The 25379-nt window shown below is 67.2% G+C and carries 17 protein-coding genes; 10 read left to right on the top strand and 7 right to left on the bottom strand.

Going from position 1 to position 25379, the window contains the following annotated elements; translation table 11 throughout:
- Nucleotides 1-22: 22 nt before the first annotated feature.
- The 3 genes from AC1DSZ_RS06780 to AC1DSZ_RS06770 form a co-directional block, all read right to left on the bottom strand.
- Nucleotides 23-784: a TIGR02186 family protein gene (locus tag AC1DSZ_RS06780; RefSeq protein ID WP_476837612.1), complete on the bottom strand. Its 762-nt coding sequence runs from the start codon at nucleotides 782-784 to the stop codon at nucleotides 23-25.
- A complete protein-coding gene (locus AC1DSZ_RS06775; RefSeq protein ID WP_476837611.1) occupies nucleotides 781-1704 on the bottom strand; it encodes a sulfite exporter TauE/SafE family protein in 924 nt (307 codons plus the stop codon). The genes AC1DSZ_RS06780 and AC1DSZ_RS06775 overlap by 4 nt, the downstream gene beginning before the upstream one ends.
- Nucleotides 1705-1843: 139 nt before the next feature.
- Entirely contained in the window at nucleotides 1844-5635 is a 3792-nt protein-coding gene (locus AC1DSZ_RS06770) for an SEL1-like repeat protein (RefSeq protein ID WP_476837610.1), read from the bottom strand.
- Nucleotides 5636-5950: 315 nt separating this feature from the next.
- Between AC1DSZ_RS06770 and AC1DSZ_RS06765 the strand changes: the two genes are divergently transcribed.
- The 3 genes from AC1DSZ_RS06765 (at nucleotide 5951) to AC1DSZ_RS06755 (ending at nucleotide 11417) form a co-directional block, all read left to right on the top strand.
- A complete protein-coding gene (locus AC1DSZ_RS06765) occupies nucleotides 5951-7744 on the top strand; it encodes an acyl-CoA dehydrogenase C-terminal domain-containing protein (RefSeq protein ID WP_476837609.1) in 1794 nt (597 codons plus the stop codon).
- 228 nt (nucleotides 7745-7972) lie between these two features.
- Nucleotides 7973-9181, top strand: a complete 1209-nt coding sequence (locus tag AC1DSZ_RS06760) for an acetyl-CoA C-acetyltransferase (RefSeq protein WP_476837608.1) — start codon at nucleotides 7973-7975, stop codon at nucleotides 9179-9181.
- Between the two features lie 25 nt (nucleotides 9182-9206).
- Complete coding sequence (locus AC1DSZ_RS06755) at nucleotides 9207-11417, top strand: FAD-dependent oxidoreductase (protein WP_476837607.1); 2211 nt, start codon at nucleotides 9207-9209, stop codon at nucleotides 11415-11417.
- Nucleotides 11418-11453: 36 nt separating this feature from the next.
- On the opposite strand, the gene AC1DSZ_RS06750 is transcribed toward AC1DSZ_RS06755, so the two are convergent.
- The 3 genes from AC1DSZ_RS06750 to AC1DSZ_RS06740 all read right to left on the bottom strand — a co-directional run bounded on the left by AC1DSZ_RS06750 (nucleotide 11454) and on the right by AC1DSZ_RS06740 (nucleotide 17019).
- Nucleotides 11454-11969: a VOC family protein gene (locus tag AC1DSZ_RS06750; RefSeq protein WP_476837606.1), complete on the bottom strand. Its 516-nt coding sequence runs from the start codon at nucleotides 11967-11969 to the stop codon at nucleotides 11454-11456.
- Between the two features lie 105 nt (nucleotides 11970-12074).
- Nucleotides 12075-13379, bottom strand: a complete 1305-nt coding sequence (locus AC1DSZ_RS06745; protein WP_476837605.1) for a pilus assembly protein TadG-related protein — start codon at nucleotides 13377-13379, stop codon at nucleotides 12075-12077.
- Nucleotides 13380-13482: 103 nt separating this feature from the next.
- Nucleotides 13483-17019, bottom strand: coding sequence for a PAS domain-containing hybrid sensor histidine kinase/response regulator (locus tag AC1DSZ_RS06740; protein ID WP_476837604.1), 3537 nt, complete (start codon nucleotides 17017-17019; stop codon nucleotides 13483-13485).
- Nucleotides 17020-17212: 193 nt separating this feature from the next.
- Between AC1DSZ_RS06740 and mscL the strand changes: the two genes are divergently transcribed.
- From mscL to AC1DSZ_RS06705, 7 genes are all read left to right on the top strand, one after another.
- Entirely contained in the window at nucleotides 17213-17635 is a 423-nt protein-coding gene (mscL, locus tag AC1DSZ_RS06735; protein WP_476837603.1) for a large conductance mechanosensitive channel protein MscL, read from the top strand.
- Nucleotides 17636-17823: 188 nt separating this feature from the next.
- On the top strand, nucleotides 17824-19035 hold the full coding sequence (locus tag AC1DSZ_RS06730; protein ID WP_476837809.1) for a pyridoxal phosphate-dependent aminotransferase: 1212 nt from the start codon (nucleotides 17824-17826) through the stop codon (nucleotides 19033-19035).
- 111 nt (nucleotides 19036-19146) lie between these two features.
- Nucleotides 19147-20343, top strand: coding sequence for a PAS domain-containing sensor histidine kinase (locus AC1DSZ_RS06725; RefSeq protein ID WP_476837602.1), 1197 nt, complete (start codon nucleotides 19147-19149; stop codon nucleotides 20341-20343).
- 65 nt (nucleotides 20344-20408) lie between these two features.
- Complete coding sequence (locus AC1DSZ_RS06720; RefSeq protein ID WP_476837601.1) at nucleotides 20409-21038, top strand: response regulator transcription factor; 630 nt, start codon at nucleotides 20409-20411, stop codon at nucleotides 21036-21038.
- 168 nt (nucleotides 21039-21206) lie between these two features.
- On the top strand, nucleotides 21207-21572 hold the full coding sequence (locus AC1DSZ_RS06715) for a response regulator (protein ID WP_476837808.1): 366 nt from the start codon (nucleotides 21207-21209) through the stop codon (nucleotides 21570-21572).
- 161 nt (nucleotides 21573-21733) lie between these two features.
- Nucleotides 21734-22471 carry a Crp/Fnr family transcriptional regulator gene (locus AC1DSZ_RS06710; RefSeq protein WP_476837600.1) on the top strand — a complete coding sequence of 246 codons (738 nt, stop codon included), beginning with the start codon at nucleotides 21734-21736 and terminating at the stop codon, nucleotides 22469-22471.
- Nucleotides 22472-22762: 291 nt separating this feature from the next.
- Entirely contained in the window at nucleotides 22763-23881 is a 1119-nt protein-coding gene (locus AC1DSZ_RS06705; protein WP_476837599.1) for an AbrB family transcriptional regulator, read from the top strand.
- A gap of 4 nt (nucleotides 23882-23885) precedes the next feature.
- Here AC1DSZ_RS06705 and AC1DSZ_RS06700 read toward each other — a convergent pair whose 3' ends face one another.
- Nucleotides 23886-25331 carry a methyl-accepting chemotaxis protein gene (locus AC1DSZ_RS06700; protein WP_476837598.1) on the bottom strand — a complete coding sequence of 482 codons (1446 nt, stop codon included), beginning with the start codon at nucleotides 25329-25331 and terminating at the stop codon, nucleotides 23886-23888.
- Nucleotides 25332-25379 lie beyond the last annotated feature (48 nt).

Genomic DNA, 25379 nt, shown 5'->3' with positions numbered 1-25379 from the left:
GGCGAATCCGCCAGTGGCGCATTCAGTCGCGGCGGAAGATCACGGTGGCGAGCCAGCCGAAGATCAGCGCCATGGCGGCGGTCGCGAGGCCGTAGAGATACGGGTGCTGCCGGGCCGCCGTCGCGACGGCCTGCTCGAAGCCGGCCTTGGACACCTCGAAATTGGTGCTCTCGCGCGCCAGCAGGACGCCGCCCGAATACAGCGCCACATTGACCTCGTAGCCGCCCAGCGGCGCCGTGGGAGGCACCGGCACGATGGCGCGGAAGATCGAGGGTGTGATGAAGGTGACGCCGCGCTCGTCGGTCTTGTAGAGCCCGGCGTTGCGCTGGAGGCGGATCAGCGCCGACCGGAAGCTCGGATCATAGATCAGGTCGTAGCCCGCCGGATCCAGCAGCGCTTCGAGGCCAAGCCCAAAGCGTCGGCGCAGGTCGGGCGACGTGATCGCCGCGATGGGCCGGGACGAGATCTGCGCCACCGTGATCGGCACCTCAAAGAACTTGCGCTGCTGCAGGTTCATCCAGATGGGGCCCAGCCGCACCTTCTCGCGCACCACCGTGGAGGCGCGCGGGCCGATCGCCGTGACCACGACGTCGTAGGGCTCCTGCCGGGTCACGCTGCGCCGGTCGTTGTCGATCACGCCGAAGATCACCAGGTCCGACCCGGCCCATGTGGACGTGATCTGAACCCGGTGGTTGGACAGGGACAGCACGAGCGCCTCGGCGTCGGCCCGCCCGCCGAGCAGCAGCAGCGAAAGCCACGCGGCCAGGAGGCGGGCGCCCCTCAACGGCGGATCTCCGTGAGGCCGATCGAGTAAATCTCGTCCGGCTTCAGCACGATCTCGGAGGCGAAGCGGACGCCGACGGCCAGCACGATCAACGCCAGCAGCAGGCGAAAATGCTCGCCCCGGATGTTCTGGCCGGCCCGGGCGCCGAACTGCGCGCCGAAGACGCCGCCCACCACAAGCAGCAGCGCCAGAATGATGTCGACGGACTGGTTGGTCGCCGAATGCAGGATGATGGCGGCCACCATCGTGAAGAGGATCTGGAACAGCGACGTGCCCACCACCACGGCGGTCGGCACCCGGAACATGTAGATCAGCGCCGGCACCATCAGGAAGCCGCCGCCGATGCCCAGCACCGCGCCCGCAAAGCCGATCAGCACCGAAAGGAGCAGCAGCGGCAGCACGCTCACATAGAGCTTCGAGCGGTGAAACCGCATGCGCAGCGGCAGGCGGAAATACCAGGGATGGCCGACGGGGCGCAGCGGCGCGACCGTTCCGCGGCGGGCCGACAGCATCGACTTGATGCTCTCCGTCAACATCAGCCCGCCCACCGAGCCGAGCAGCGTGATGTAGGAGAGCGTGATTACCAGATCGAGTTGACCGAGCCGGCGCATCGAGTTGAAAAATGCGACGCCCAGCACGGTGCCGACCACGCCGCCGGCCAGCAGCACGCCGCCGAGCTTGAAGTCCAGCGCGCGGCGCCGCCAATACGCGATCGCGCCCGTCATCGACGACGCCGCGATCTGCGCCGTTTCGGTCGCCACCGCGACGGCCGGCGGAATGCCGATGAAGATCAGCAGCGGCGTCATCAGGAACCCGCCGCCGACGCCGAACATGCCCGAAATGAAGCCGACGGCCGCGCCGATGCCCAGCACCAGGAAGATGCTGATCGGCAACTCGGCGATGGGCAGGTAGATCTGCACGGCGGTCCTTCCGGCAGCGGGCGCGGACGCTTCTCATGAACCGGAGCGACCCGGCCTCGTCAACGCCGCCAAGCTCCGCCGTGGCCGTTTCACGACCGCCGTTGCGCCGGCGCCGCGCCAAGCGCGGCCGGCGACCGGCTCAGAGCCGCGCCGACTTGCCCTTGGGCAGGCCCTGCAGGCCGACAGGCTCCTGCTCCCAGCCGCCGGGCGGCGGGGCCACTTCGTTGGCGCGCGGATCGGTCGGCTTCGGCTTAAAGGCCTGCAGCGCCGCACGGGCCTGATTGGCCGCCTCGGCGTCGAGCCGCGCCGCGACCTCGTCGCGCTTCTTGGCCGCGTCCTGGTCTCCCTGCGCCGCGGCGAGCGAGAACCACACCCAGCTCTCGGCCAGGTTCGGCTGCACGCCGAGGCCGCGGGCGGTCAGGATCGCGAGATTGTACTGGCTGTCGCGAACGCCGAATTCGGCGGCCTTGCGGAACCATGTCGCCGCGCCCGCATAGTCCGGCTTACCGCCCGCGCCGTCCGCGATCACGACGCCGAGATTGTGCATCGCCTTCGCGTTTCCGGCCTCCGCGGCGCGCTGGTACCACGTCTTGGCGCCCGCGAGATCGCGCGGAACGCCCACGCCCTTCTCGAGGATGCTGCCCAGCCGGTACTGCGCCGGCGCAAGGCCGAGGCTGGCGGCTTTCTCGAACCACTTGGCCGCAAGCTTGGGATCGCGCGCGACGCCGCGGCCATCCGCCAGCCTCGTCGCGACTTCGAATGCGGCGGCCGGGTCGTTCAGGGCGGCGGCTTTTTGCAGCGGCTTCGGCCACTGGCCGGCCGGGAGATCGGCCGAAGCGCCAAGGTCGGGCCCAGCGGCGGGAGGGGCGGCGGACGGCGCGACGCTCGGTGCCGATCCGAGCGAGCCCACCGTGGAGGGATCCGTCGGGCCAAAGCCGGTCGGCCCAGGCGCGATCGGCTGGTTGTTCAGGCTGAACTTCTGCGCCGGCGCGACGGACGGAGCCGTAATCGCGGACGCTTCCTTGTCGGGCTTCGGCGCAGACGGGGCCTCGGACGCCTTGGAGGGCTTCGCGGGCGCGCTCTGCGGCGCGTCGAGTTGGGGAGGCGTTCCCTCGAACGGGTCGGCGCTGAGCAGGTGGCGGGCGACCTGGGCGCTGCTGAGCGCGAGCACGATGGCGGCGAGGCCGATCAGGATCGGACGGCGCTTGGCGTCCACATAGGCGCGAACCTGGTCGACCGCCGAACCCGTGGCGCTCGTCTCGCCGTCCACGGCAGCGTTCTTGCTGCGCTTGGATTCCTTGACTGTCGGGGCGCCGGCGGCCCCGCGGCCGAGCCTGAACAGCGGCTTGGAGGGCTCGGCCGCCTGCGTAGCCTGGGCTGCCTGGGCGGCCTTGCGCGCCGCCGCGATGAAGCTCGCCTGGGGGCTGTCCTGGCTGGCGCTGCGGCCGGCTGCAGGCTCGGACGGCTCGGCCCCATAGGTCGGGCGACCGCTTCCCGGTTCGAGCGGCAGGTCGCCGCCGAGGTCCAGAACGGGCGCTTGCGGGGCCGCAGGCGCGGGGCGCTCTGCTTCGGGGCTGCGCGTCGGAGCCTTGGGCGCCGGGGCGCGGACCTGCGGTCCAAGCGCGCGAGCCGCCTCGGCCGCCGCGGCCGCTGCGGCCATTTTCTGGGCCGTGACGCTGGGCGAAGCCGGCGCCGGGGTCGGCGCAGGCGTCTCCACCGCGGCCGCGTGGGCCTTCTCGGCCACGTTCAGCAGGCGGACGCGGTCGCTCGCCATGTCGGATTCGAGCATGCCGAGACGCTCGACGATCTTTTCAAGCGTGTCGTGCACGGCCTCGAGCGTCTGGCGCGTACGCACCTCGGCGAACTCGGAGGCAGGGCGAGCGGGCTCCGCCGAGGCGGCGAAGCGCTGCGTGGCCTGCTCGGCCGCGCGCTGGGCCGCGATGTCGGCGGCCTCAATGGCGCCGAGCTTCGCGTCCTCGATCTTGGCGAACAGGTCGCCGATGGAGCGCTCCATGCTGCGCAGGGCCGAGAAGCCCTCGCCCGAACGTTCCAGCGCGGCCGTCATGCGGGCGAGCTGGTCGGAGAGGCCGTCCAGCGATGGCCTGTCGCTGGCCCCCGCCTGCACGGTGGCGAGCTTGTCCGTCAGCGTGCCGATGAGGCTTTCGAGCGGGCTCAGATCAGGCCGCGCCTGGCTTTCCACGGCGCTCTGGACGCGGTCCAGCCGGCTGCGGATGTCATCAAAGGCGCTGCGGTCCGGCTCGGCCGCACTGGCGTCCAGCCGCTGCCCGAGGTCGCCGATCTGCCGCTCGAGGCGCGAGAAGCGCTCGTCGGGCTGGAATTCGCGGGCGGCTGCGCGCAGGTCCGCCACGGCGGCCGCGATGTCGCCGAGGCCGGCCTTGTCGCCGCCGCGCGAGGGCTTGGCGGAGAGCGCCAGCTCGAGGCGTTCGCTCAGCGCCGCAACCTGGCGCTCCAGCGGCTCGAGCGAGACTGGCCGGGCGGCTTTGCCCACGGAAGCCCGCAGATCCATGATCTGCGAGAGGATCGCCTCGGCGGTTTCGGCCGAAAGGCCATGTTGCGGCGCCCGGTCGAGCCGGGTCGCCAGCGCGCTGATGTCGTCGCGCAGGGTGGTGAGGCCCGCGACCGGGCGCAGTTCCTCGATCAGCGCCCGCATGTCGTCGATGACGCGTTCGGCCGCTGTGACGCCGGTTCCCGCAGGAGCGCTGCCCTGCCAGGCGTCGATACGCTCGGACAATTCGCCGATGCTGCGCTCCAGCGCGGCGAAATCGCTCCGGTTGGCGGTGGTGTGAACCGAGCGCGCAAGGTCGGCGAGCTCGCGCCGCATCGCGTCCACGCCGGGGATGTCGCGCGGCTCGTCGATCCGCTCCAGCCGCTGCGCCAGGCTGATCACGTCACCGCGCAACCCGTCCAGCAACTCCGCCGTGCGATCCTGGCTGGCGGCCCGACGTTCGCGCGCGCCCTCCAGGCTCTGCTGCCGGCTGCGGATCTGCGAGATCGCCTCGTCCATCGTCTGGGCGGGGGCTTCGTCGAAAACGTCGTCCGCCTCGTCATCGTAGGCGGCCCGGCCGTGCTGGCCGTCGAGGACGTTCAGGACCGCCGCAAGCTTCTCCTCGATGCGGGCGATCCGGTCCGACCGAACCCGCGGCGCGTCCCGGTGCTCGCTCTGCTCGGTCTCGGCCAGCTTGTCGGCGATGTCGACCAGCCGGGCCTCGAGATCCTTCATCTTGGATTCGATGCGGCTTCCGCCTTCGCGCGGGGCTGGGATGCGTTCATCCAGCCGCATCTCGAGGCGCTGGATCGCGGCCTTGATGGGCTGCAGCTCCGCCCCGTCGCGCCGGGAAATCGAGTGTTCGAGCGAATCCATGCGCCCGGTGACGAGCGCCAGCGCATCCCGCAAGGCGACTGAGGTGCGTTCCTGCGCCTGTGCGAGCGTGCCGAGCTCATCGCGCCGTTGGTGGTCGGCGCGCTCCATGAAGCGAACCATCGAATCCAGCGCCGTGGCGGTCTTGGCTTCGACGGCGTCCGTGCGGGCTTGCGTTTCGCGCATCGCACGCTCGAGCACGGCCGCAAGATCATTGCGCTGCGGGTCGGGGTGGCGCTGTGAGGGGCGCGGAAGGGCGGTCTCGCTGGCGCGGCGCGACAGCGCCTCCAGTCGGTTCTCCAGGCTGGCCAGCTTCTCGGCCGCGGCGCGCTCGTCGTCACCCGCAGGAAGGGCGACGGGTTCGTGCTGGGCCGGCGCCTCCCGCTCGTCGCGTTCCCGGGCTTCCCGTGCCTCGCGCTGCTCGGCGGTTTCGGCGATCACGGTGTTGAGCCACTCGCCGAGCGTCATGCCGGCCCGGCGCGCCGCGTCTTTCGCGGTATCGCGCGCATTGGCGTCGACACCCTTCACGCTCCACGGGATCGCCTGTTTCATCGTCACGCTCGTTCTGGCGCGGGCGAGGGGCCCGCTACTGGCCACGCCGGCGGAAGCCGATGCGGTTGCGAAATCTGCCCCCGCCTAAACAAATCGGAGACGGGCTTCACGCTCCGACTTTTCAAGAAACACGGTAAACAGGGGGTTAAGGATTGTTCCCTGGCTGTTAAGTTTTGTGAAAGCAGCCCGGAGTTGGCGCTCCCCGGTTGCATAGGGACCTCTTTCCAATCAGTCAGAAAAGGTTTATATGTAAACCAAATCGCGGGATCGGGCGCCACGAGCGATCCGATCCGAGCGCAGCGAGGAGATGCCGCCATGCCGTCCTACAAGGCTCCTGTCGAGGACGTTCTGTTTCTGCTGAACGACGTCTTTCACATGCAGCGCTACAGCAACCTGCCGGGCTTTGCGGACGCTAGCCCGGACGTGGTTGAGGCGGTGCTCGGCGAGGCCGCCAAGCTGTGCGAAGAGGTGCTGCAGCCCCTCAACCGTGTGGGCGACCTGGAAGGCTGCGTCCGGCACGACGATGGCAGCGTGTCGACGCCGAAGGGCTTCAAGGACGCCGTGAACGCCTTCTCGGAAGGCGGCTGGATCGGCCTAGCAGCGGATCCCGAATATGGCGGCCAGGGCCTGCCCTACACGCTGGCTGCGGTGGTCAACGAGTTCTCGTCCTCGGCCAACATGGCGCTTGCCATGTATCCGGGCCTCACCATGGGGGCCATCGCGGCGCTGCACACCCACGGCTCGCCCGAGCAGAAGGCGCTGTTCCTGCCGAAGATGATCGCCGGCGAGTGGACCGGCACCATGAACCTCACCGAGCCGCATTGCGGCACGGATCTGGGGCTCATCAAGACCAAGGCTGTTCCGCAGCCGGACGGCTCCTACAAGATCACCGGCACCAAGATCTTCATCTCGGCCGGCGAGCACGACATCACGTCCAACATCATCCACCTCGTGCTGGCCCGCATCGAGGGCGCGCCGGAGGGCGTGAAGGGCATCTCGCTCTTCGTGGTCCCGAAGGTGAAGGTTGCGGCCGACGGCTCGCTCGGCGACCGCAATGGCGTGTCCTGCGGCTCCATCGAGCACAAGATGGGCATCCACGGCAACGCCACCTGCGTTATGAACTACGACGAGGCGACCGGCTGGCTCATTGGCCAGGAGAACCGCGGCCTCGCGGCCATGTTCGTGATGATGAACGAGGCCCGCCTCGGCGTCGCCATCCAGGGTCTCGCCCAGTCCGAGGTCGCCTACCAGAATGCCGTGGCCTACGCCAAGGACCGCATCCAGGGCCGCTCGCTGACCGGCGCCAAGGCGGCCGACAAGGCTGCGGACCCCATCATCGTCCACCCCGACGTCCGTCGGAACCTGCTGCAGATCCGCGCCTTCAACGAGGCCGCCCGCGCGCTGGTGCTCTACACGGCGCTGAAGAGCGACGTCGCCCATCGTGGCGGCGACGAGAAGGAGCGCCAGCAGGCCGACGACTGGCTCGGCCTCCTGACGCCCGTGCTGAAGGGCGTGCTCACCGATGTCGGCTTCGACAACGCCGTGCGCGCCCAGCAGATGTTCGGCGGCCATGGCTACATCGCCGAATGGGGCATGGAGCAGTTCGTCCGCGACGCCCGCATCGCCATGATCTACGAGGGCGCCAACGGCATCCAGGCGCTCGACCTCGTCGGCCGCAAGCTGCCCAAGGACGGCGGCCGTGCCGTGATGGGCTTCTTCAACGAGGTCGGGACCTACCTCAAGGAGAAGGGTGAGGACGCCACGCTCGCCCCCTTCTGCAAGCCTCTGGGCGGCGCCTTGCAGCACCTGCAGCAGGCCACCATGTGGTTCATGAACAACGCCATGGCCAAGCCCGACAACGCCGGCGCGGGCAGCGTCGACTACATGCACCTCTTCGGCCTCGTCGCCATGGGGTACATGTGGGTGCGCATCGTCGAGGCCGCGGCGGCCAAGAAAGCCGCAGGAGAGGGTGACGCCGCCGTGCTCGACGCCAAGCTGGTGACGGCCCGCTTCTTCATGGAGCGCATGCTGCCAGAGACCGCCGCGCATCTCGCGCGCATCTCGGCCGGTTCGGATGTGATCATGGCGCTGCCGGCCGAGGCGTTCTGACACTTTGTGCGCGCGGCCCTTCTCCCCCCCGGGAGAAGGTGTCGGCGAAGCCGACGGATGAGGGACTAGAGCCAGTCGTTTCGCTGAGCACCCCATGTCCCACGCGCCAGACCCTCATCCGGCCCTTCGGGCCACCTTCTCCCGAGGGGAGAAGGACGTGGCGCGGCGGGACGCTACACGTATGATCACTCCAACCGCCGCGCGACGGCGGACCCCAGGGAGACCACCATGCCCGACGCCTACATCTTCGACGCCGTCCGCACCCCCCGGGGACGCGGCAAGCAGGATGGCTCCCTCCATGAGGTGACCTCGCTGGCGCTCGCCGCACATGCGCTGCGGTCGATCCGCGAGCGCAACGACCTCGACCCCGCCAAGGTCGACGACGTCGTGCTCGGCTGCGTCGATCCGGTCGGCGAGGCCGGCGGCGACATCGCCCGCGCGGCGGCGCTCGTGGCTGACTACGGCGACAGCGTGCCGGGCATTCAGATCAACCGCTTCTGCGCCTCGGGCCTTGACGCCGTGAACTTCGCGTCCGCGCAGGTCATGTCCGGCCAGCAGGACCTCGCGGTCGCGGGGGGCGTGGAGAGCATGAGCCGCATCGGCATCGGCGCTTCGGGCGGCGCCTGGCCGGTGGACCCGGCCATCGCGATCAAGTCCTACTTCATGCCGCAGGGCGTATCGGCCGACCTCATTGCCACGAAATACGGCTTCAGCCGCGACGAGGTGGACGCCTACGCGGTGGAAAGCCAGCGCCGCGCCAAGGTCGCCTGGGACGAGGGCCGGTTCTCCAGGTCCGTCGTGCCGGTGCGCGACGTCAACGGGCTCACCATCCTGGCCACGGACGAGCACATGCGGCCGCAGACCGACATGCAGTCGCTCGCCAGCCTGAAGCCCTCCTTCGTGATGATGGGCGAGCAGGGCGGCTTCGACGCCGTGGCCGTGCAGGCGCACCCTGAGGTCGAGAAGGTCATCCACGTTCACCACGCCGGCAACTCGTCCGGCATCGTGGACGGGGCCGCCGCCGTGCTGGTCGGCAACGCCGACGCAGGTCGGGCCGCCGGCCTGAAGCCCCGCGCCCGCATCCGGGCCTTCGCCAATATCGGCTCCGAGCCCGCCCTGATGCTCACCGGCCCGGTGGATGTCACCAGAAAGGTGCTGCAGCGCGCCGGAATGTCGATCGCCGACATCGACCTCTTCGAGGTCAACGAGGCTTTCGCCGCCGTGGTGCTGCGCTTCATGCAGGCCTTCGACGCCGACCCCGCCAAGGTGAACCCCAATGGCGGCGCGATCGCGCTCGGCCATCCGCTCGGCGCCACCGGCGCGATGCTGATCGGCACGGCGTTGGACGAGCTGGAACGCACCGGCAAGTCCACCGCGCTGATCACGCTGTGCATCGGCGCCGGCATGGGCACGGCGACGATCATCGAGCGCGTCTGACGCAAGCGGAACAGGGAGACACCCAATGGAACTCGCGAATTTCCGCTTCGACGTGGACGCCGACGGCGTGGCCCTCGCCACCTGGGACATGGCCGACCGGTCGATGAACGTCATCACCCCGCAGGTGATGGAAGATCTCGGCAAGCTCATCGACGCCGTGTCGGCCGACCCGGCCATCAAGGGCTGCGTGATCACGTCCGGCAAGGACGGCAGCTTTTCGGGCGGCGCGGACCTCACGATGCTGCAGGGCCTCGGCATGGCCTACCACAAGCTCGCCAAGCAGCAGGGCGAGGAAACCGCCATGCAGTTCTTTTTCGACGAGAGCCGCAGGCTGAGCCTGCTGTATCGCCGCCTCGAAACCTGCGGCAAGCCCTTCGCGGCCGCCATCAACGGCGTCTGCCTCGGCGGCGCCTTCGAGCTCGCCCTGTCCTGCCACTACCGCGTCGTCTCGGACGATAAGGCCACGCGCATCGGCCTGCCCGAGGTCAAGGTCGGCCTGTTCCCGGGGGCAGGCGGCACGCAGCGCGTCGCCCGGCTCATGCAGACCGGCGACGCCTTGCAGATGCTGTTCAAGGGCGAGCAGATCCGCCCCGCCGCCGCCAAGAGCATGAACCTCGTCCACGAGGTCGCCCCCAAGGGCGAGATCGTCGCCAAGGCCAAGGCGTGGATCCTGGCCGGCGGCGTCGCGAAGGCGCCGTGGGATGCGGAGGGCTACCGCCTGCCGTCGAACAAGGTCTACTCGCCCCAGGGCATGATGGTGTGGCCCGCCGCCAACGCCATCTACCGCCGCGAGACGCAGAACAACTACCCGGCCATCAAGGCCGTGCTGCACGCCGTCTATGAGGGCCTGCAACTGCCCATGGACCTCGCCCTCAAGGTCGAGAGCCGCTACTTCGCCAAGATCCTGCGCTCGCCCGAGGCGGCCGCGATGATCCGCACGCTGTTCGTCTCCATGCAGGAGCTGAACAAGGGCGCGCGTCGCCCGGCCGGCGTCCCGGCTTCCAGACTGAAGAAGGTCGGTGTGATCGGCGCCGGCTTCATGGGCGCGAGCGTCGCCTATGTCACCGCCAACGCCGGAATCGACGTGGTGCTGATCGACCGCGACATTGACGCGGCCGAGAAGGGCAAGGCCTACTCGCACAAGCTCGTCTCCGACCAGATCATGAAGGGGCGCGCCAAGTCGGCGGATCGCGACGCCTTGCTGGCCCGCATCACGCCTTCGGCCGACTACGCGTCGCTGGCTGACTGCGACCTGGTGATCGAGGCCGTGTTCGAGGATCCCAAGGTCAAGGCCGAGGTGATCGTCAAGGCCGAGGCCGCGATGCCGTCCACCGCGATCTTCGGCTCCAACACGTCGACGCTGCCGATCACCGGCCTCGCCGATTACGCCAAGCGGTCCGACCAGTTCATCGGCATCCACTTCTTCTCGCCGGTGGAGAAGATGCTGCTGGTCGAGGTCATCATGGCTAAGCAGACGGGCGACAAGGCGCTGGCCCTGGCGCTCGACTATGTCCGGGCGATCAAGAAGACTCCAATCGTCGTCAACGACGCGCGCGGCTTCTACGCCAACCGCTGCGTCGGCAACTACATCCGCGAAGGCCACCTCATGCTCATGGAAGGCGTGCCGCCGGCCATGATCGAGAACGTGGCCAAGATGGCCGGCATGCCGGTGGGGCCGCTCTCGCTGAACGACGAAGTCGCGATCGACCTCGCGCTCAAGATCGTGAAGGCCACCAAGGCCCAGCTTGGCGACGCGGCGATCGATCCCGTGCAGGAGAAGCTCCTGACGACGCTGGTCGAAACCGAAGGCCGCCTCGGCCGCAAGAACCGCAAGGGCTTCTACGACTACCCCGAGAAGGGCCCGAAGACGCTCTGGCCCGGTCTCGCCGCCATCGCGGGCCAGCAGCTCGACGCGGATGCGCTGGATGTCGAGGAGCTGAAGCAGCGGCTGCTCGTCACCCAGGCGCTGGAGGCGGCGCGCTCGGTAGAGGAGGGCATCGTGACCGATCCGCGCGAGGCGGATGTCGGCTCCATCATCGGCTTCGGCTTCGCGCCCTACACGGGCGGCACGCTGAGCTACATCGACGGCATGGGCGCGAAGGCCTTCGTCGCTCTTTGCGAGAAGCTGGCTGCGAAGTACGGCGCCCGCTTCGAGCCGAATGCGCAGTTGCGCGAAATGGCGGCGAGCGGTGAGACGTTCTACGGCCGCGCCGCTGGAGCCAAGCGGGCGGCGTGAGCCGGGCCGCCGACAGTCAACTTCGCAGCTGGAGGCTTACGCCTCCAGCTCCCGCAGCAACCCGTTCAGGTCGAGCCGCTGCGTCACCATCGCGAGCGAGCCGTCCGGGTTGCGGGGCCACTCGGCTTCCGGCTTGTCCCAATAGAGCTCGACGCCGTTGCCATCCGGGTCATCTAGGTAGAGCGCCTCACTGACCCCGTGGTCGGAGGCGCCGCTCAGCTGGACGCCGGCTTCGATCAGCCGCCGCAATGCGTCCGCGAGATCGCGCCGGGTCGGGTAAAGGATCGCGGTGTGGAATAGGCCCGTCGTTCCGCGCGGCGGCGGCGACCCTCCGCGGCTCTCCCAGGTGTTGAGGCCGAGATGATGGTGATAGCCCCCGGCTGACAGGAAGGCGGCCTGGTCGCCGTAGTATTGCTGCACCTCGAAGCCGAGCACGCCCGAGTAGAACGCGACCGCGCGCTTGAGATCGGCGACCTTGAGGTGGACATGCCCGATGCGGGTTCCGGCCGCGATGGGCTTGGCCGGAGAAGTCGTTTGCGTGGCGGCGCTCATGGCTGGCCCTCGAAAATGGCGTTGGACCAAATATAGACCCGCCGCCGTGTCGGCTGACACGACGGCGGTGCAAGATCCCGTTTGCGCCGAAGCCCGGTCGAGGCGCTATTTCACGACTGTGACGATCGATTGTTTTCGGATCGCGTCCAGCACGGCGTCGAGATCATCAACGATCTTGGCGGCGCTGGTCGAGTAGAAATAATGATCCGAGTCGTTCGCGCAGGCTTTCAGCACGTGGGGGTCGCCGTTGACGACGTTGACCGTGTAGATGTCGATCCCCTTCTCCTTGATCGCGTCACAGGTTTTGATCGTGAGCGGGTCCATGCTCGTCTTGCGAGCGCACTCGCCCGCATTCGGGATCGACGTCCATCGGTCGGTCGTGTTCATGCCGTCCGAGATCAAGAGGAGGATTTTCTTTCGTTCATTCCAGTTCGACGCGCCCGCGAGTGGGCCGCTTGGATCGAGCAAGACACCGCCCCAATAGGCTCCGAGCGTGATGTTGGTGCAGCCGTCGAACTGCAAAGCGTTGATGCGATGTTCGATCGCCCCGACAGTGGTGAAGCTCGATACATCATTGGCAGTGCTGCCGGTCCACCGCACCGCGTCCCAGCGGTCCTTTTTGCACGTCGTCGCCGGATACTTCGCCGAATGCTGCGAAACGAAAGGCGCAATATTGACCTCCCGATCGACGATGCAGCCTTCCCAGGCTGTTTGAGAGACGGACGCCACGGAACCGGCGCTCCAGTCCAGCCACGATTGGTAGCGGGTTGAATCGGCGTGGATCTTGACCACCGTCGCGAACGGAACGAGCGCCACCTTCACGTCAGTGAGGTTTTCGAGTTTCTTGAGAAACTTTTTCAGACCTTTCTTGGCCTGCTCGGCTTTGCTGCCGGGCTTCGGGTAAGCGACCGTCTCGTCGCTATCGCCGTTGCCGATATATTTCATTGAACCAGTCACATCGAACGCGATCGCGATTTCGATTGCGGGCAACTTGCCGTAGTTCGCCACAGAGGTGGCGATGACAGTCGAGACGTCTCGTCCCAGGAAAGCGCCGAAATAGTTTTTCTTCTTGGCTGTGAGAACCACCTTCACGGATCGGGCGGTCGAGTCGTGCGTCGCCTCGAATTTCAATGCGCCGATCTGCTCCTGGTTGCCCTTCTTGAGTTCCCTCGCCGCCCTCTTGAAGTCGGCGCTCGGATCCTTGTTGAGCTCCGCCGCAGCCGCCACAGCCGCCGCGTCCGCAATGCTTTGCAGTTCGGCCTGCTCCCTGCTCAGTCTCGTGTAGTCGATGGCGAAGCCGGCCATGGCGATGAGGACGACCATCATCGCGGCGGCCATCACCCCCATGCCGCCATACTGGTTCTTCAGGAAGGCTGAAATCAGAGCGTGGATCTTCGAACGGACTGTCATGGAAGGTCACCCAAAGGAACTTGGATTGACCAATATCAATGAACTTGAAATCTGGAGTTAAACGTTGCGTCCAGATGTCTGAATCATCTTAGGACGTTGTTCATCATTCTGCCGCGGCCCGCGTCGCCCGCCACTGCGCGAGGAGTGACCGCAACGCGGCAGGTTTCAGCGGCTTGTTCAGGACGTGGATGTCCTTTTCCGCCGCGAGGTCGCGTACAGCGGGCGATCGATCGGCCGTGACCAGCACGGCCGGCAGGTCCGCGCCGAATTTCCAACGCAGCGCCGTGATGGCTTCCAGGCCATCCCCATCGTCGAGATGGTAGTCGGCGATCACCACGTCGGGGCCGAGCTTGCGACGGCGCATCGCGCCCTGCGCTTCTTTGAGGCTCGCGGCCGCGATCACGGCGCAGCCCCATCCGGTCAGCAAGGTTCGCATGCCGTCCAGGATGGCGGGCTCGTTGTCGATGCACAGCACCACCATGCCGGCCAGAGGCGCGACCGGCGTTGGCCGCGACGCGCCTTGCGACACCATGGCGGGGAGGGGGGCTGCGACGGGCAGCTCGACGGTGAACACCGAGCCGCGCCCGACCTGCGACTGAAGCCGGATCGGGTGATCCAGCACGCGCCCGATGCGCTGCACGATCGAGAGCCCGAGCCCGAGCCCACGCGCCGCACGGGCGCCCTGGTCGAGACGCTGGAACTCGCGGAACACCGCCTTCTGCTTGGACGGCGGGATGCCCATCCCGGTGTCCCAGACCTCCAGCCTGAGGCGGTTCCGCCGCCTTCGCGCGCCCACGATCACGCGCCCTTTCATCGTGTACTTGATCGCGTTGGACACGAGGTTTTGCAGGAGGCGGCGCAGCAAACGGCGGTCCGATCTAACAGTCAGCGAGCAGGGCAGGAAGGTGAGCTTCAGCCCTTTTTCCCGTGCGATCGGCTCGAACTCCAACCGCAGCTGGTTCAGGATATCGTCGATCCTGAAGCTCGAGACCTCGGCCTTCATGGCCCCGGAATCCAGTCGCGAGATGTCCAGGAGAGCGGTGAGAATTTCCTCGACGGCCTCCAGTGAGGCGTCGACGTTCTTGGCGAGGCCCGCTTCCTCCGTGTCGGCGGCGCGCTCCACCAGCGACGTCGCATAGAGGCGCGCCGCGTTGAGCGGCTGGAGAATGTCATGGCTCGCGGCGGCCAGGAAGCGGGTCTTGGAGACGTTGGCGTCGTCGGCCTCGGACTTGGCTCGGCCGAGCTCCTCGTTCAGCCGCATTAATTCCTCGGTGCGCTCGCGAACCCGCTTTTCCAGCGTCTCGTTGGCGCGTTCCAGCGCCTCCTCGGCCGCCACGCTGGCGGTGATGTCCGTGTAGGTGGTGACGATGCCGCCGTCGGGCATGTGGGCCGATCGGATCTCGATCACCTTGCCGCTATCGTGCAGGCGCACGCGCACGGGCTCGACGTCGTTGACGAAGCTTTCGAGCCGGGCGGTGACGAACTCGTCCGGCTCGCCGGGCCCGTAACTGCCGCGCGCCGCGTTGAACCGGACGATCTCGTCCAGGCCCGCGCCCGCGCGCGCGAGCTCCGGCGGGAGATCGAACAGGTCCTGGAACTCGCGATTCCAGCACATCAGGCGCAGATCTTTGTCGAAGACCGTGATGCCTTGGCGGGCATGGTCAAGCGCGTGCTGGAGCAGGTCGCGGTTGTACTGGATGGCCGCCGAGGCGTCGTCCAGGAGCTTGAGGGCCGCCTTCTTGGTGACGTTGCGCCGACGCAGCAGCAAGGAGAGCACGAGCCGAGACGACGCCGCGCCGATCGCCGACGCCAGCATGTGCTCCGCGTAGCGCAGCAGGTGAATGTCGGCGTCCTTCTGAGCCTCGAGAGCCATTCCGCGAGCGGCCGAAAAGGTCTGGAATGACGCAGCCGTCTGCTCTTCGCCGAGATAACGCGCGATCGTGGCGCGCAACTCGCCCACGGTCACGGTGGCGCGCCAGAGCCGGAAGCTCTGCCCCATGGCGGGCATGTCGGGCGACACGAAGGTGCTCGCCTGCAGCCGCTCGATCGGCGTGGCCGGCCGCGCCAGCGAGAACGCCACGAAGGCGAGCGTGTTCGCGGCGAGGCTCCAGCTTGCGCCACGCGTGATTTCGGCGAGGCCGAAGCGCAGCCCTTCCTGACCGGGCGAGCCGATCAGCAGGCGATCGACGCCCAGCCAGTCGACCCCGATCGCGCCCAGAGAGGTGAGCCAGCCCGGGTCCGCGACGCTCGGAATGAAAAGCGTGAGCGCCCACACGATGAGGCCGGCCATGATGCCGGCGGTCGCTCCCAAAGCGGTGCCCCGGCGCCAGAACAGCCCTGCGAAAAAGGCCGGCGCGATCTGCGCGATGGCGGCGAACGAGATCAGGCCGATGGACGCCAGCGCGGCCTCGCCCATGTTCCTGAAATAGAAATAAGCGAGCAGCATCAACAGCACGATCGCGACGCGCCTGACCGCCAGAATGAGTCCGCCCATGTTGCCGATGCCGGCGCTGCCGGTGAGCGCGCGGCGGCGCAGCACGACCGGGATCACGAGATCATTGGAGATCATGATCGCCAGCGCGACGCATTCGACGATCACCATGGCGGTCGCGGCCGAGAGGCCGCCGATGAAAGCCACGAGCGCGGTGAGGTTCTGGCCGTGGCGCAGCGGCATCTCGAGAACCGCCATGTCGCGGTCGACGCCCGGCGGCAGCAGCAGGTCGGCCGAGAGCGCCAGCGGGACCACGAAGATGTTGATCAGCACGAGATAGAGCGGAAACAGCCAGGCGGCCCGGCGGGTCTCGCCCTCCGCCCGGTTCTCCACGACCGTGACGTGGAACTGCCGCGGCAGCAGCAGGATGATCAGGCCGGACATCATGGTGACGCCCAGGAACGCCGGCCAGCCCGCGCCGCGATCCAGCAGCGGGGTCATGCCGGGATGCGCCGCGACCTTCGCCAGCAGATCGCCGAAGCCGTCGAAGACCCCGTAGATCACCGCCAGGCCAACCCCCATGAAGGCGATCAGCTTCACGACGGACTCGGCCGCGATGGCCAGCATCAGCCCGTCCTGGTGCTCGGTGGCGTCGACATGGCGCGTGCCGAACGCCGTCGCGAAACCGGCGAGGATCAGCGCGATCAGGAGCGCAAGGTCGCCGAAGATCGGCACGGCCTGGGACATAGCCCCCGGCTCCACGGCGTTCAGCAGCGTGGTGAGCGAGGCCGCGATCGCCTTCAATTGCAGCGCGATGTAGGGCACGCATCCGATCACGGCCGTGATGCTGACCAGTGCCGCCACGCGTTCGCTCTTGCCGTAGCGCGACGCCACGAAATCCGCGATCGAGGTGATGTTCTGCGACTTGGCGAGCCGGACGACGCGCCCGACCAGCCCGTAGCAGAGGCCGATGACGAGCGCAGGGCCGATATAGATCGCCAGGAAGTCGAGGCCCGATCGGGACGCCAGTCCGACGGAGCCGAAAAAGGTCCAGGACGTGCAGAAGACCGCCAGCGCGAGCGCGTGGATCGTTGGACGCGCACGCCCATTCACCCATCGGCGTCCTGTGGTGTCGCCGTAATGGGCGACCGCGAACAGCACGCACAGATAGATCAGAGCGGTCAGAACGATCGACCAACCCGCCAACACGACGCTTCCCCCTCGACGCTCCGCCAGTCTAGCGCTCCCGTGAGCGAGACGGAAGTACAGCCCATTTCTGTCTTTTGATGTGAAATGCACGCGAGGGTTGAAACTGCGTGTAGCGGCTTTCTTTTTACAGTGAATTGAGGGATTTTTAGCGATCTGCCTGGCCGTCGGCGCCAGGTTCACGAGGGGTGGCCTTATGCTTCAAGAATTCAAAGCGTTTGCAATGCGCGGAAATGTCGTCGATCTCGCGATCGGCGTCGTGATCGGCGCGGCGTTCGGCAAGATCGTCGATTCACTGGTCAACGACATCATCATGCCGATCATCGGCGCGATCACGGGTGGTCTCGACTTTTCCAACATCTACATTCCGCTCTCCAGCAAGGTGAGCCTCGGAATGGCCTATGCGGACGCCAAGAAGGCGGGCGCCGTGATGGGCATCGGCAGCTTCATCAACGCGCTGGTGTTCTTCATCATCATCGCCTGGGTGCTGTTCATGGTCGTGAAGGCGATCTCGAAGCTCCAGCGCGAGCAGGCCGCCGCTCCCGCGGCTGCGCCGGCCCCCACCACCGAGCAGGTGCTGCTCGGCGAGATCCGCGATCTGCTCGCCGCCAAGGCCTGAGTTCCATTCGCCGAGATCTGGAAGCCCCGGCCATCGGCTGGGGCTTCTGCGTTGCAGGACTAAACAGCCCGGCTGATGCATACGATGAAGAGATTTGAGAAGACGGCGCGGGCGCCCCATGGCAGAAGGGCCGCTTCCTTTCCGATCATCGATCCAGCTGCGACGGCGTGATGACTGACCTCTCGACCATGACCCAGCCCTCCGCCGACGTTCGCGCGGATGTCGGACAGTCTCTCCTCTCGGCCGTACGTCCCGAGGCGGCGGGCGCGCCGGAGAGCGGCATCGTCGAGGTGTTCAACTATGGACGCGGCCGCCAGGGCCTGATCCCGCTCTGGGTCGGCGAAGGCGACATGCCGACGCCGGGCTTCATCCAGGAAGCCGCCACGCGGTCGCTCGCCGCCGGCGAGACGTTCTACACCTATCAGCGCGGCCTGCCGGAGCTCCGCGGCGCCATCTCAACCTACATGAGCCGCGTCTATGGGCGTCCGCTCGACGCCGAGCGGTTCTTTGTCACGATCGGGGGCATGCACGCCCTCCAGATGGCGATCCGCATCGCGGCCGGGGTGGGCGACGAGGCCCTGATCCCGTCGCCGGCCTGGCCCAACTTCCTCGGCGCCGTTGGCGTGGCCGGGGCGACGCCGGTCGAAGTCCCGATGGCGATCGACCCTGTGCGGAACCGCTGGTCGCTGGACGTCGAGCGCCTGGCCGCCGCCGTGACGCCCCGCACCAAGCTCATCATCGTGAACTCTCCGGCAAACCCGACCGGCTGGACGGCGACGCGGGAGGAACTGGAAGCGATCCTCGCATTGGCGCGGCGCCATGGATTGTGGATCGTCGCCGACGAGATCTACGGCCGCTTCGTGTTCGATGGCGCCGAGCGCGCGCCGTCCTTCCACGACATCATGGCCGAAGATGACCGCATTCTCTTCGTGCAGACCTTTTCGAAGAACTGGGCCATGACCGGCTGGCGGATCGGCTGGCTCGAATGCCATCCGGCCCTCGGCCAGGTCGTCGAGAACCTGATGCAGTATTCCTGCTCGGGCGTGCCGTCTTTCATCCAGCGCGCCGGCGTCGTGGCGCTGGAGCAGGGCGAAGGCTTCGTCCAGCATCAGATCGAGCGCGTTCGACGGTGCCGGGACATCATCTGCGACACCCTGTCCGCCACCGGAAAGGTCGAATTCGCCGACCCGGCCGGGGCCTTCTACCTGTTCTTCTCCATTCGCGGCGAAGCCGACACCCGCAAGCGCGCGCTGCGGTTGGTTGACGACGCCAATGTGGGAATCGCGCCCGGAACGGCTTTCGGGGCGGGCGGTGAGCAATACTTCCGCCTGTGCTTCGCGCGCCGGCCAGAGGACATCCAGGAAGCCGCGCGACGGCTCTCGGCCGCCCTCGCAGGCTGACCATCGAGCCTGTTCAACGAAGGGTGAGGCCCGAAGCGCCGCCTTCCGGTTGCGCGCGCCGCAACGGCGCATCAGTATGCCCGTGAAACGAGCAGTACGAACGCGCATGGAATGACCATTCCCCCGGGCGGCCCAACCGACCTCATGACGGTGTCCGATGCACGCCTTTCGAGCGTGTTGGATACCGCAGTCGACGGCATTCTCGTGATCGAGGAGAGGGGCGCTATCCTCGTCTACAACAAGGCCTGCGAAGGCCTGTTCGGCTATTCGCATGAAGAGGCGGTTGGCCAGAACGTGCGGCTGATAATGCCCAGCGACTATGCGGGCGCGCATGATCGCTATCTGGACAACTATCTCACGACAGGGTCGCGCAAGATCATCGGCATCGGGCGCGAGGTGCGGGCGCGCCACAAGGACGGAACGGAGTTCCCGGTCGAGCTTTCGGTGGGCGAGGCGACCACCCCGATGGGCCGCCAGTTCATCGGGATCATCCGCGATCTGCGGTCCCGCAAGGAGGCGGAGCGCCGGTTCAACGAGTTGCAGGCCGACCTCGTCCACATGGCGCGCGTGTCCGCCATGGACGAAATGGGCGCCGCTCTGGCGCATGAGTTGAACCAGCCGCTCACCGCCATCATGCTCTACCTGCAGGCGGCCAGCCGAACGATCTCGCGCTCCGTGCAGGGCGCGCCGCTACCCGTCGACACGTTCAAGCAGGTTTTGGAGAAAGCCGTCCACGAGGCCGAGCGGGCCGGCGCCATCATAAGCCGGATGCGTCACTTCGTGGAGAAGCGCGAGCCGCAACGTCGAAACGTCGACTTGCGGGCGATCGTGGACGAGGCCGTCGAGCTCGTGATGCTGGGCCAGCGCAACCCGCCCCGCGTCGCCCGCGAATACGAGATGGACCTGCCGTTGGTTTCTGTGGATGCGGTCCAGATTCAGCAGATCATCGTCAATCTAATTCGCAACGCCATCGAGGCGCTTAAAGGCCGGGAGAATCCGCGCATCGTTATCGAGGTGCAGAGCGAAGCCGAACACGTGCTCGTCAGCGTCGAGGACAACGGCCCGGGCCTTGCCCCGTCGGCGATTCCGACTCTGTTCAAGGCCTTTTCGAGTTCCAAACGGACCGGTATGGGACTAGGTCTATCTATCTCCCGCACGATCGCGCAAAATCACGCGGGGGATTTGTCGGTCGACCCGGGTGGGGGCGGCCGAGGAGCAAGGTTCAACCTGCAGCTGCCCATCCTGCCGATCGAGCCGGATGACGCTGACAACGCGGGCGATGGTCGTCTGTCGCTCGATACAGAATGAACGAGAGGCGAGGCCTGTCCCATTCGGATGAATGCGGATGGCCAAGGGAGCGGCGGCGACTCGACATGGCAACGGCGAACGGCACGACCCAGGAGGTCTTCATCGTCGATGACGACGGCGCGGTGCGCGATGCGCTGCGGCTCGTGTTCGAGATGGACGGATATGCGGTCACGGCTTTTCCGGATGGCGGCAGTTTCCTGGCCGCCGCCCGCACGCGCACGCCGAGCGTCGTGGTTCTCGATGTCCACATGCCGGGGCGCTCCGGGCTGGAAGTGCTGCAGGAACTCGGCCCCCATTACGGCGCGCCGGTATTCATGATCTCCGGACAGGGCGACATCCCGATGGCGGTGGAAGCCATTCGGCAGGGAGCTCATGATTTCCTCGAGAAGCCCTTCGACGCCGACACGGTGCTGACCCGCATCCGCGAAGCGATCGAGGCGCGCACGCGCAAGGCGTCGCAGAAGACAGGCGAACTCATCCTGGCTCCCTTCACGGGTGAAGACCAGCTCACGCCGCGCGAGCGGGAGGTGCTGGAGCGCATCGCCATGGGGGCGTCCAACAAGGAGGCCGGCCGCCAGCTCGGTATCAGCCCGCGCACCATCGAGGTCCACCGCGCCCGGATCATGGAGAAGCTCGGCGCCCGCAACACCGCCGACCTCGTGCGTATCGTCTACTCTGACGTTCGTCGCAACTGACGAGATCGCAAGGCCCCTGCGCGCCGACGCCGCATCCGCATCCTTACGGGTGCGCTTTTCCCAATGTCCTTGGGAAAGCTACGGATGCATTGAGCCTGGCCCTCCGGCACACTCAGTTTGACTGTGATCAATGCATGCGCCCCGCATCGCGGGCAGGCTGCATGCTGCGTGCGTGATACTGAGGCGCCCGACGTCGTGACAATCCACATCCTCGAAGATGATCCTGGGGTGAGCGACTCCCTCCTCATGTTCCTCAAGGGCATGGGCTACGATGCGTTCGCGTATCCGGACGCCGAAAGTTTCCTGGAGCTGACGCCGCCGGGTCCGGATGACACGATCATCGTGGACCTGCTTCTGCCGGGCATCAGCGGCGCGCGCGTGATCCGCTGGCTTCAGGACCTGAAGACTCCGCCGCGGGTCATCGCCATCACGGGCCAGCCGCAGTCCGCGATCGAAAAACAGACCACGGGTCTTCGCAATGTTCAGGTGCTGCGCAAGCCCCTCAACGCCGAGACGATTGCGTCTATCGTCTAAGCACCCGCTAATATCTTTGCAGATGAAGACTTTCGTCCTCCGTAACACTGCTTACGGCGATCCCCCGATGCGCCAAGTCCCGTTGGAGGCTTAACCTTCAGCGTGACTTCCCAGGCGCCATACGGGCCCACCGTGGCGCTGCAGCCCCCGTAAGGCCCGCCATGTCCCTCGATGTCGCCTCCCTCGCCCATTCCATGCGCGATCGCCTCCCGCCCAAGCACGATGCGGGTTGGACGCTCGGCATTTCGCGACCTGAGGCCATGGCCGAGCCGGCCGAGAAGGCGGCGCGCCACCTTGATCTCGCAGCGCGGCAGACAATCCTGGACGAGGGTGACGAGGCGCGCTCCCTGCACGTCATTCTGGAGGGCTCCGTCATGCTCTCCAAGCTGCTGCCTGACGGCCGCCGGCAGATCATCGAGCTCCTTGGCCCGGGCGACGTCTTCGGCCTCTGCATCAACCGCCTGTCGGATGTTACGGCCGAAACCGTGCTCCCATCCCGCATCGTCGTCTACGACCGCGCCGTGGCCGAAAGCTCGCCCTCGCTGCAGCGGCTCGTCGCCGATCGCATGAAGGCCCAGATCTGCGCCCTGCACGACCACGCCATGCTGCTTGGCCGCAAGAACGCGGTTGAGCGGGTCGCCACCTTCCTGATGCGCCTCGTGCCGAACCGCGGCGGCCAGGGATGCGCCGGTCCGTTGGCGGGCGGCAAAACCGATCAGGCCCAGGTTCATGTGACGCTGACCCGCCAGGAGATCGCCGACTACCTTGGCCTGACGCTCGAAACCGTCAGCCGTGCGTTCTCGCTGCTCAAGCGCCAGGGCGTACTCGCCTATGGTCGGCACGACGACGTCACGATCGGCAATGTCTGCCGTCTCTGCAAATGCACGGGCTCGCACTGAAGCGGCCGGCGACTAACGGATAATCCTGAAAATGGAAGCGCCCGGCACAGCTCCCCCGAGACTGCGCCGGGCGCCCCGGCCCACGGCTTTTGGCCATGGAACGGTGAACCGGAAGCCGCGACCGTCCGCGGAGACCCCCGCCGCCAGCGGGCCGGTCTGTTCAGCTTCCGCTGATCACGAGGGTGAATTTGACGCGGCCGTCCCTCGGCGTCATTGATCGAGGTCAACGGCGGCGAATTGTTGCCGCGCGCTCGCTCCTCACCCTCAACTCCCCACCGCCAGACCTCCTCGATGAACAGCGCCGCCGGGCCGAACCTTCGCGCGATTCTGGGCCAGATCGGTCTTATCGCCGCCGCCGCCGCCGGGGGCTGGCTGTGCGACCTGGCCGGGATCCCGGCGCCTTGGCTGACCGGGGCCATGCTGGCGACGGCGGCGCTCTCGGCCGCCCACCTCGTACCCCCCATGGTGACGCCCATTCGCGAGTTCGCGCTCGTGATCTCCGGCATGAGCATGGGCGCCGCGGTCACGCCCGAATCGCTGGGCGCCTTCGCGGCCTATCCGGCGAGCCTCGCGATCCTGTTGGTCACGATCTTCGCCATCGTGGCGGCGTCGGCCGCGGTGCTGGTCGTGCTGTCGGGTTGGACGTTGCCGGACGCCGTTCTGGCGTCCGCACCCGGCGCGCTCTCCACCGTGCTGGTGATCGCCGCCGACAGGGGCGCGGACGTGCCCAAGATCGTGGTCGTACAATTGCTGCGGCTCTTCGTGCTCGTCGCGATCCTCCCGATGGTGATCGTCTTCGCCGAGCATGGGCAGGCTGGCGCCCCGATCATTCGCGCGGCCGCGGATGCGCCCGGTCTGGCCATCTTCTTTGCGGTCTCGCTGGCCGGCGCCATGCTGTTCGAGCGCTTCAGGGTAGCGGGCGCGTTTATTCTGGGGCCGATGGTCGCCACCGCCTTCGTCACCGGCCCCGGGCTGATCCATGGCGGCGTGCCGCCCATCTTCTCGACGATCGGGTTCCTGCTGATCGGCGTGTTCATCGGCCAGCGATTCAGCGGGCTCGAGGGCATGACGGTGCTGCGCACGGCGCCGGCCGCCGTGATCTCGTTTGCGGCTTCACTCGCCATGTCGGCGTTGGGCGCCGTGCTGGTCACGTGGTCAGTCGGCGTGCCGTTCGGCGAAACCGCCGTGGCCTTCGCGCCCGGCGGGCTCGAGGCCATGACGGTGATCGCTTTCGCGCTTGGACTCGATCCCGTCTACGTCGGGGTCCATCACCTCGCGCGATTTCTGCTGATCGGCTTCTTGATCCCGGCCGCGTTCAAATGGCTGCCGTTCATGCAGCTGCCGCCGGACGACGGTCCAGGCCCCGCCGCCACTGCGACGTCGCCACGCAACCCCAAGGCGCGGCCCTGAACGCCTAGACCTTCACGCCGATCCGCAAGCCGCCCCAGTGCCGGCCCCGCACTCTGATCGGGGCGCTGATGTCCTTCATGAGCGCAAACACGCCGCCGCCCATGTCGCGGCGATAGGTCTGCACCAGGAACCGCTTGGTGTTCTGCCCGGCCGAAAGGCCCGTGCGATCGTTGAAGATGCGCCGGTTGCGGCAGTTCGCCGTGTTCCAGACCGGATCGGGGCTCAGCGGCTTCGAGAACACCCGGTTGTGCGTCGGCAGGTATCCGTTCCGGTCCACCGCCGCACAGAACACGATCCTCGGATCGACCTGCAGCACCGGCTCTTGCAGCGCCGGCAGCAACCGATCCGTCAGCGTGGTGAAGCGCGTCAGGTGCTGGAGCGGGTTGGAGCCCGGAATGGGCCGGTAATCCGCATCAAACAGGGCTTCCAGCGAGATCGTCCCATCCGCGAGCGCCTTCTCGAACACCGCCGCGACCGCCGCGGCCGTCTCCTGAGCGGCCGTGATCAGACGGCTGTCCTTGGCCTGGACGGCCGAACCGGCGATGTACTCCACCAGCTCTTGGCTGGTCTTTACCAGTGAGTCGATCCGTCGCGACGCATCCACGTAGCTGGCCTTGGAAGCGTCCATGTCGGCCAGAACCGAGTCGAGCTGGTCGATGACGTTGCCGCAGACGCGGATGTTCTCGTTGACCGGAGCCGTCACCGCATCGATGTCTTCCACGAGACGGTGAACCCGGCGGCCGAATTCATCGAACGCCTCCAGCCGCTCGGAAATGGTTTCGTTGTGCGCGGTGGCGGCCCGGGCCTTTTCCTCGCTGTCACGGCTCTGCCGCGCAAGGCGCTCGATCGTTTCGGCCAGCGCGGTCAATTGCCGGGCGTTCTCGGCCGTGGCGGCGCGTGTCTGCTCTGCGAGATCCTTCACGGCGTTCGCGATCACCGCGAACCCCCGTCCGGCCGCGCCGCTGCGCGCCGCCTCGACGCCCGCATTGATGGAGATGAGCTGGATCTCTCGCGCCACCGAGTTGATGGACGCACTCGACTCAGACACCCGTTGAACGGTCTCGGTTGCTTCCTCCAGGATGCTGGAAAACCGGGTCGCCGCCTCCGAAAGCGTCGCCACGTTGGCGCGCGCGCCGTTGAGCCCATCCCGGATCGCGCCGGTCGCAACCGAAAGCCCTTCCCGCACCGCGACGGCGGAGCCCTGGGCTCGCTCTGCGGACGCCGAGATCGTTTCGTTCGCCTGGATCATCTGCTCGGCGGCCACCGCGACGTCGTTGATCCGCGCCGCCTTGGAGAAGACGTTTCGGACAACGTCATTCACGCTTCCGGCGATGTCGACGATCTCGCCGAGCTGGTCGATTCGATCCGAGATGCCATGGATGAACTCGGCGGCCTTGTCGCCGTCCATGGTGTCGGCTGCGCCTGGGGGGCGGGCGGCGGCAATGTTCACGAGCGTCAATCTCCTGTCTGTAACAAGGTAAGTGTGCGTGAACGTCGT

This window comes from Alsobacter sp. P4_H11, from assembly GCF_056400925.1.
This window is presented reverse-complemented; position numbering and strand designations above follow the sequence as displayed.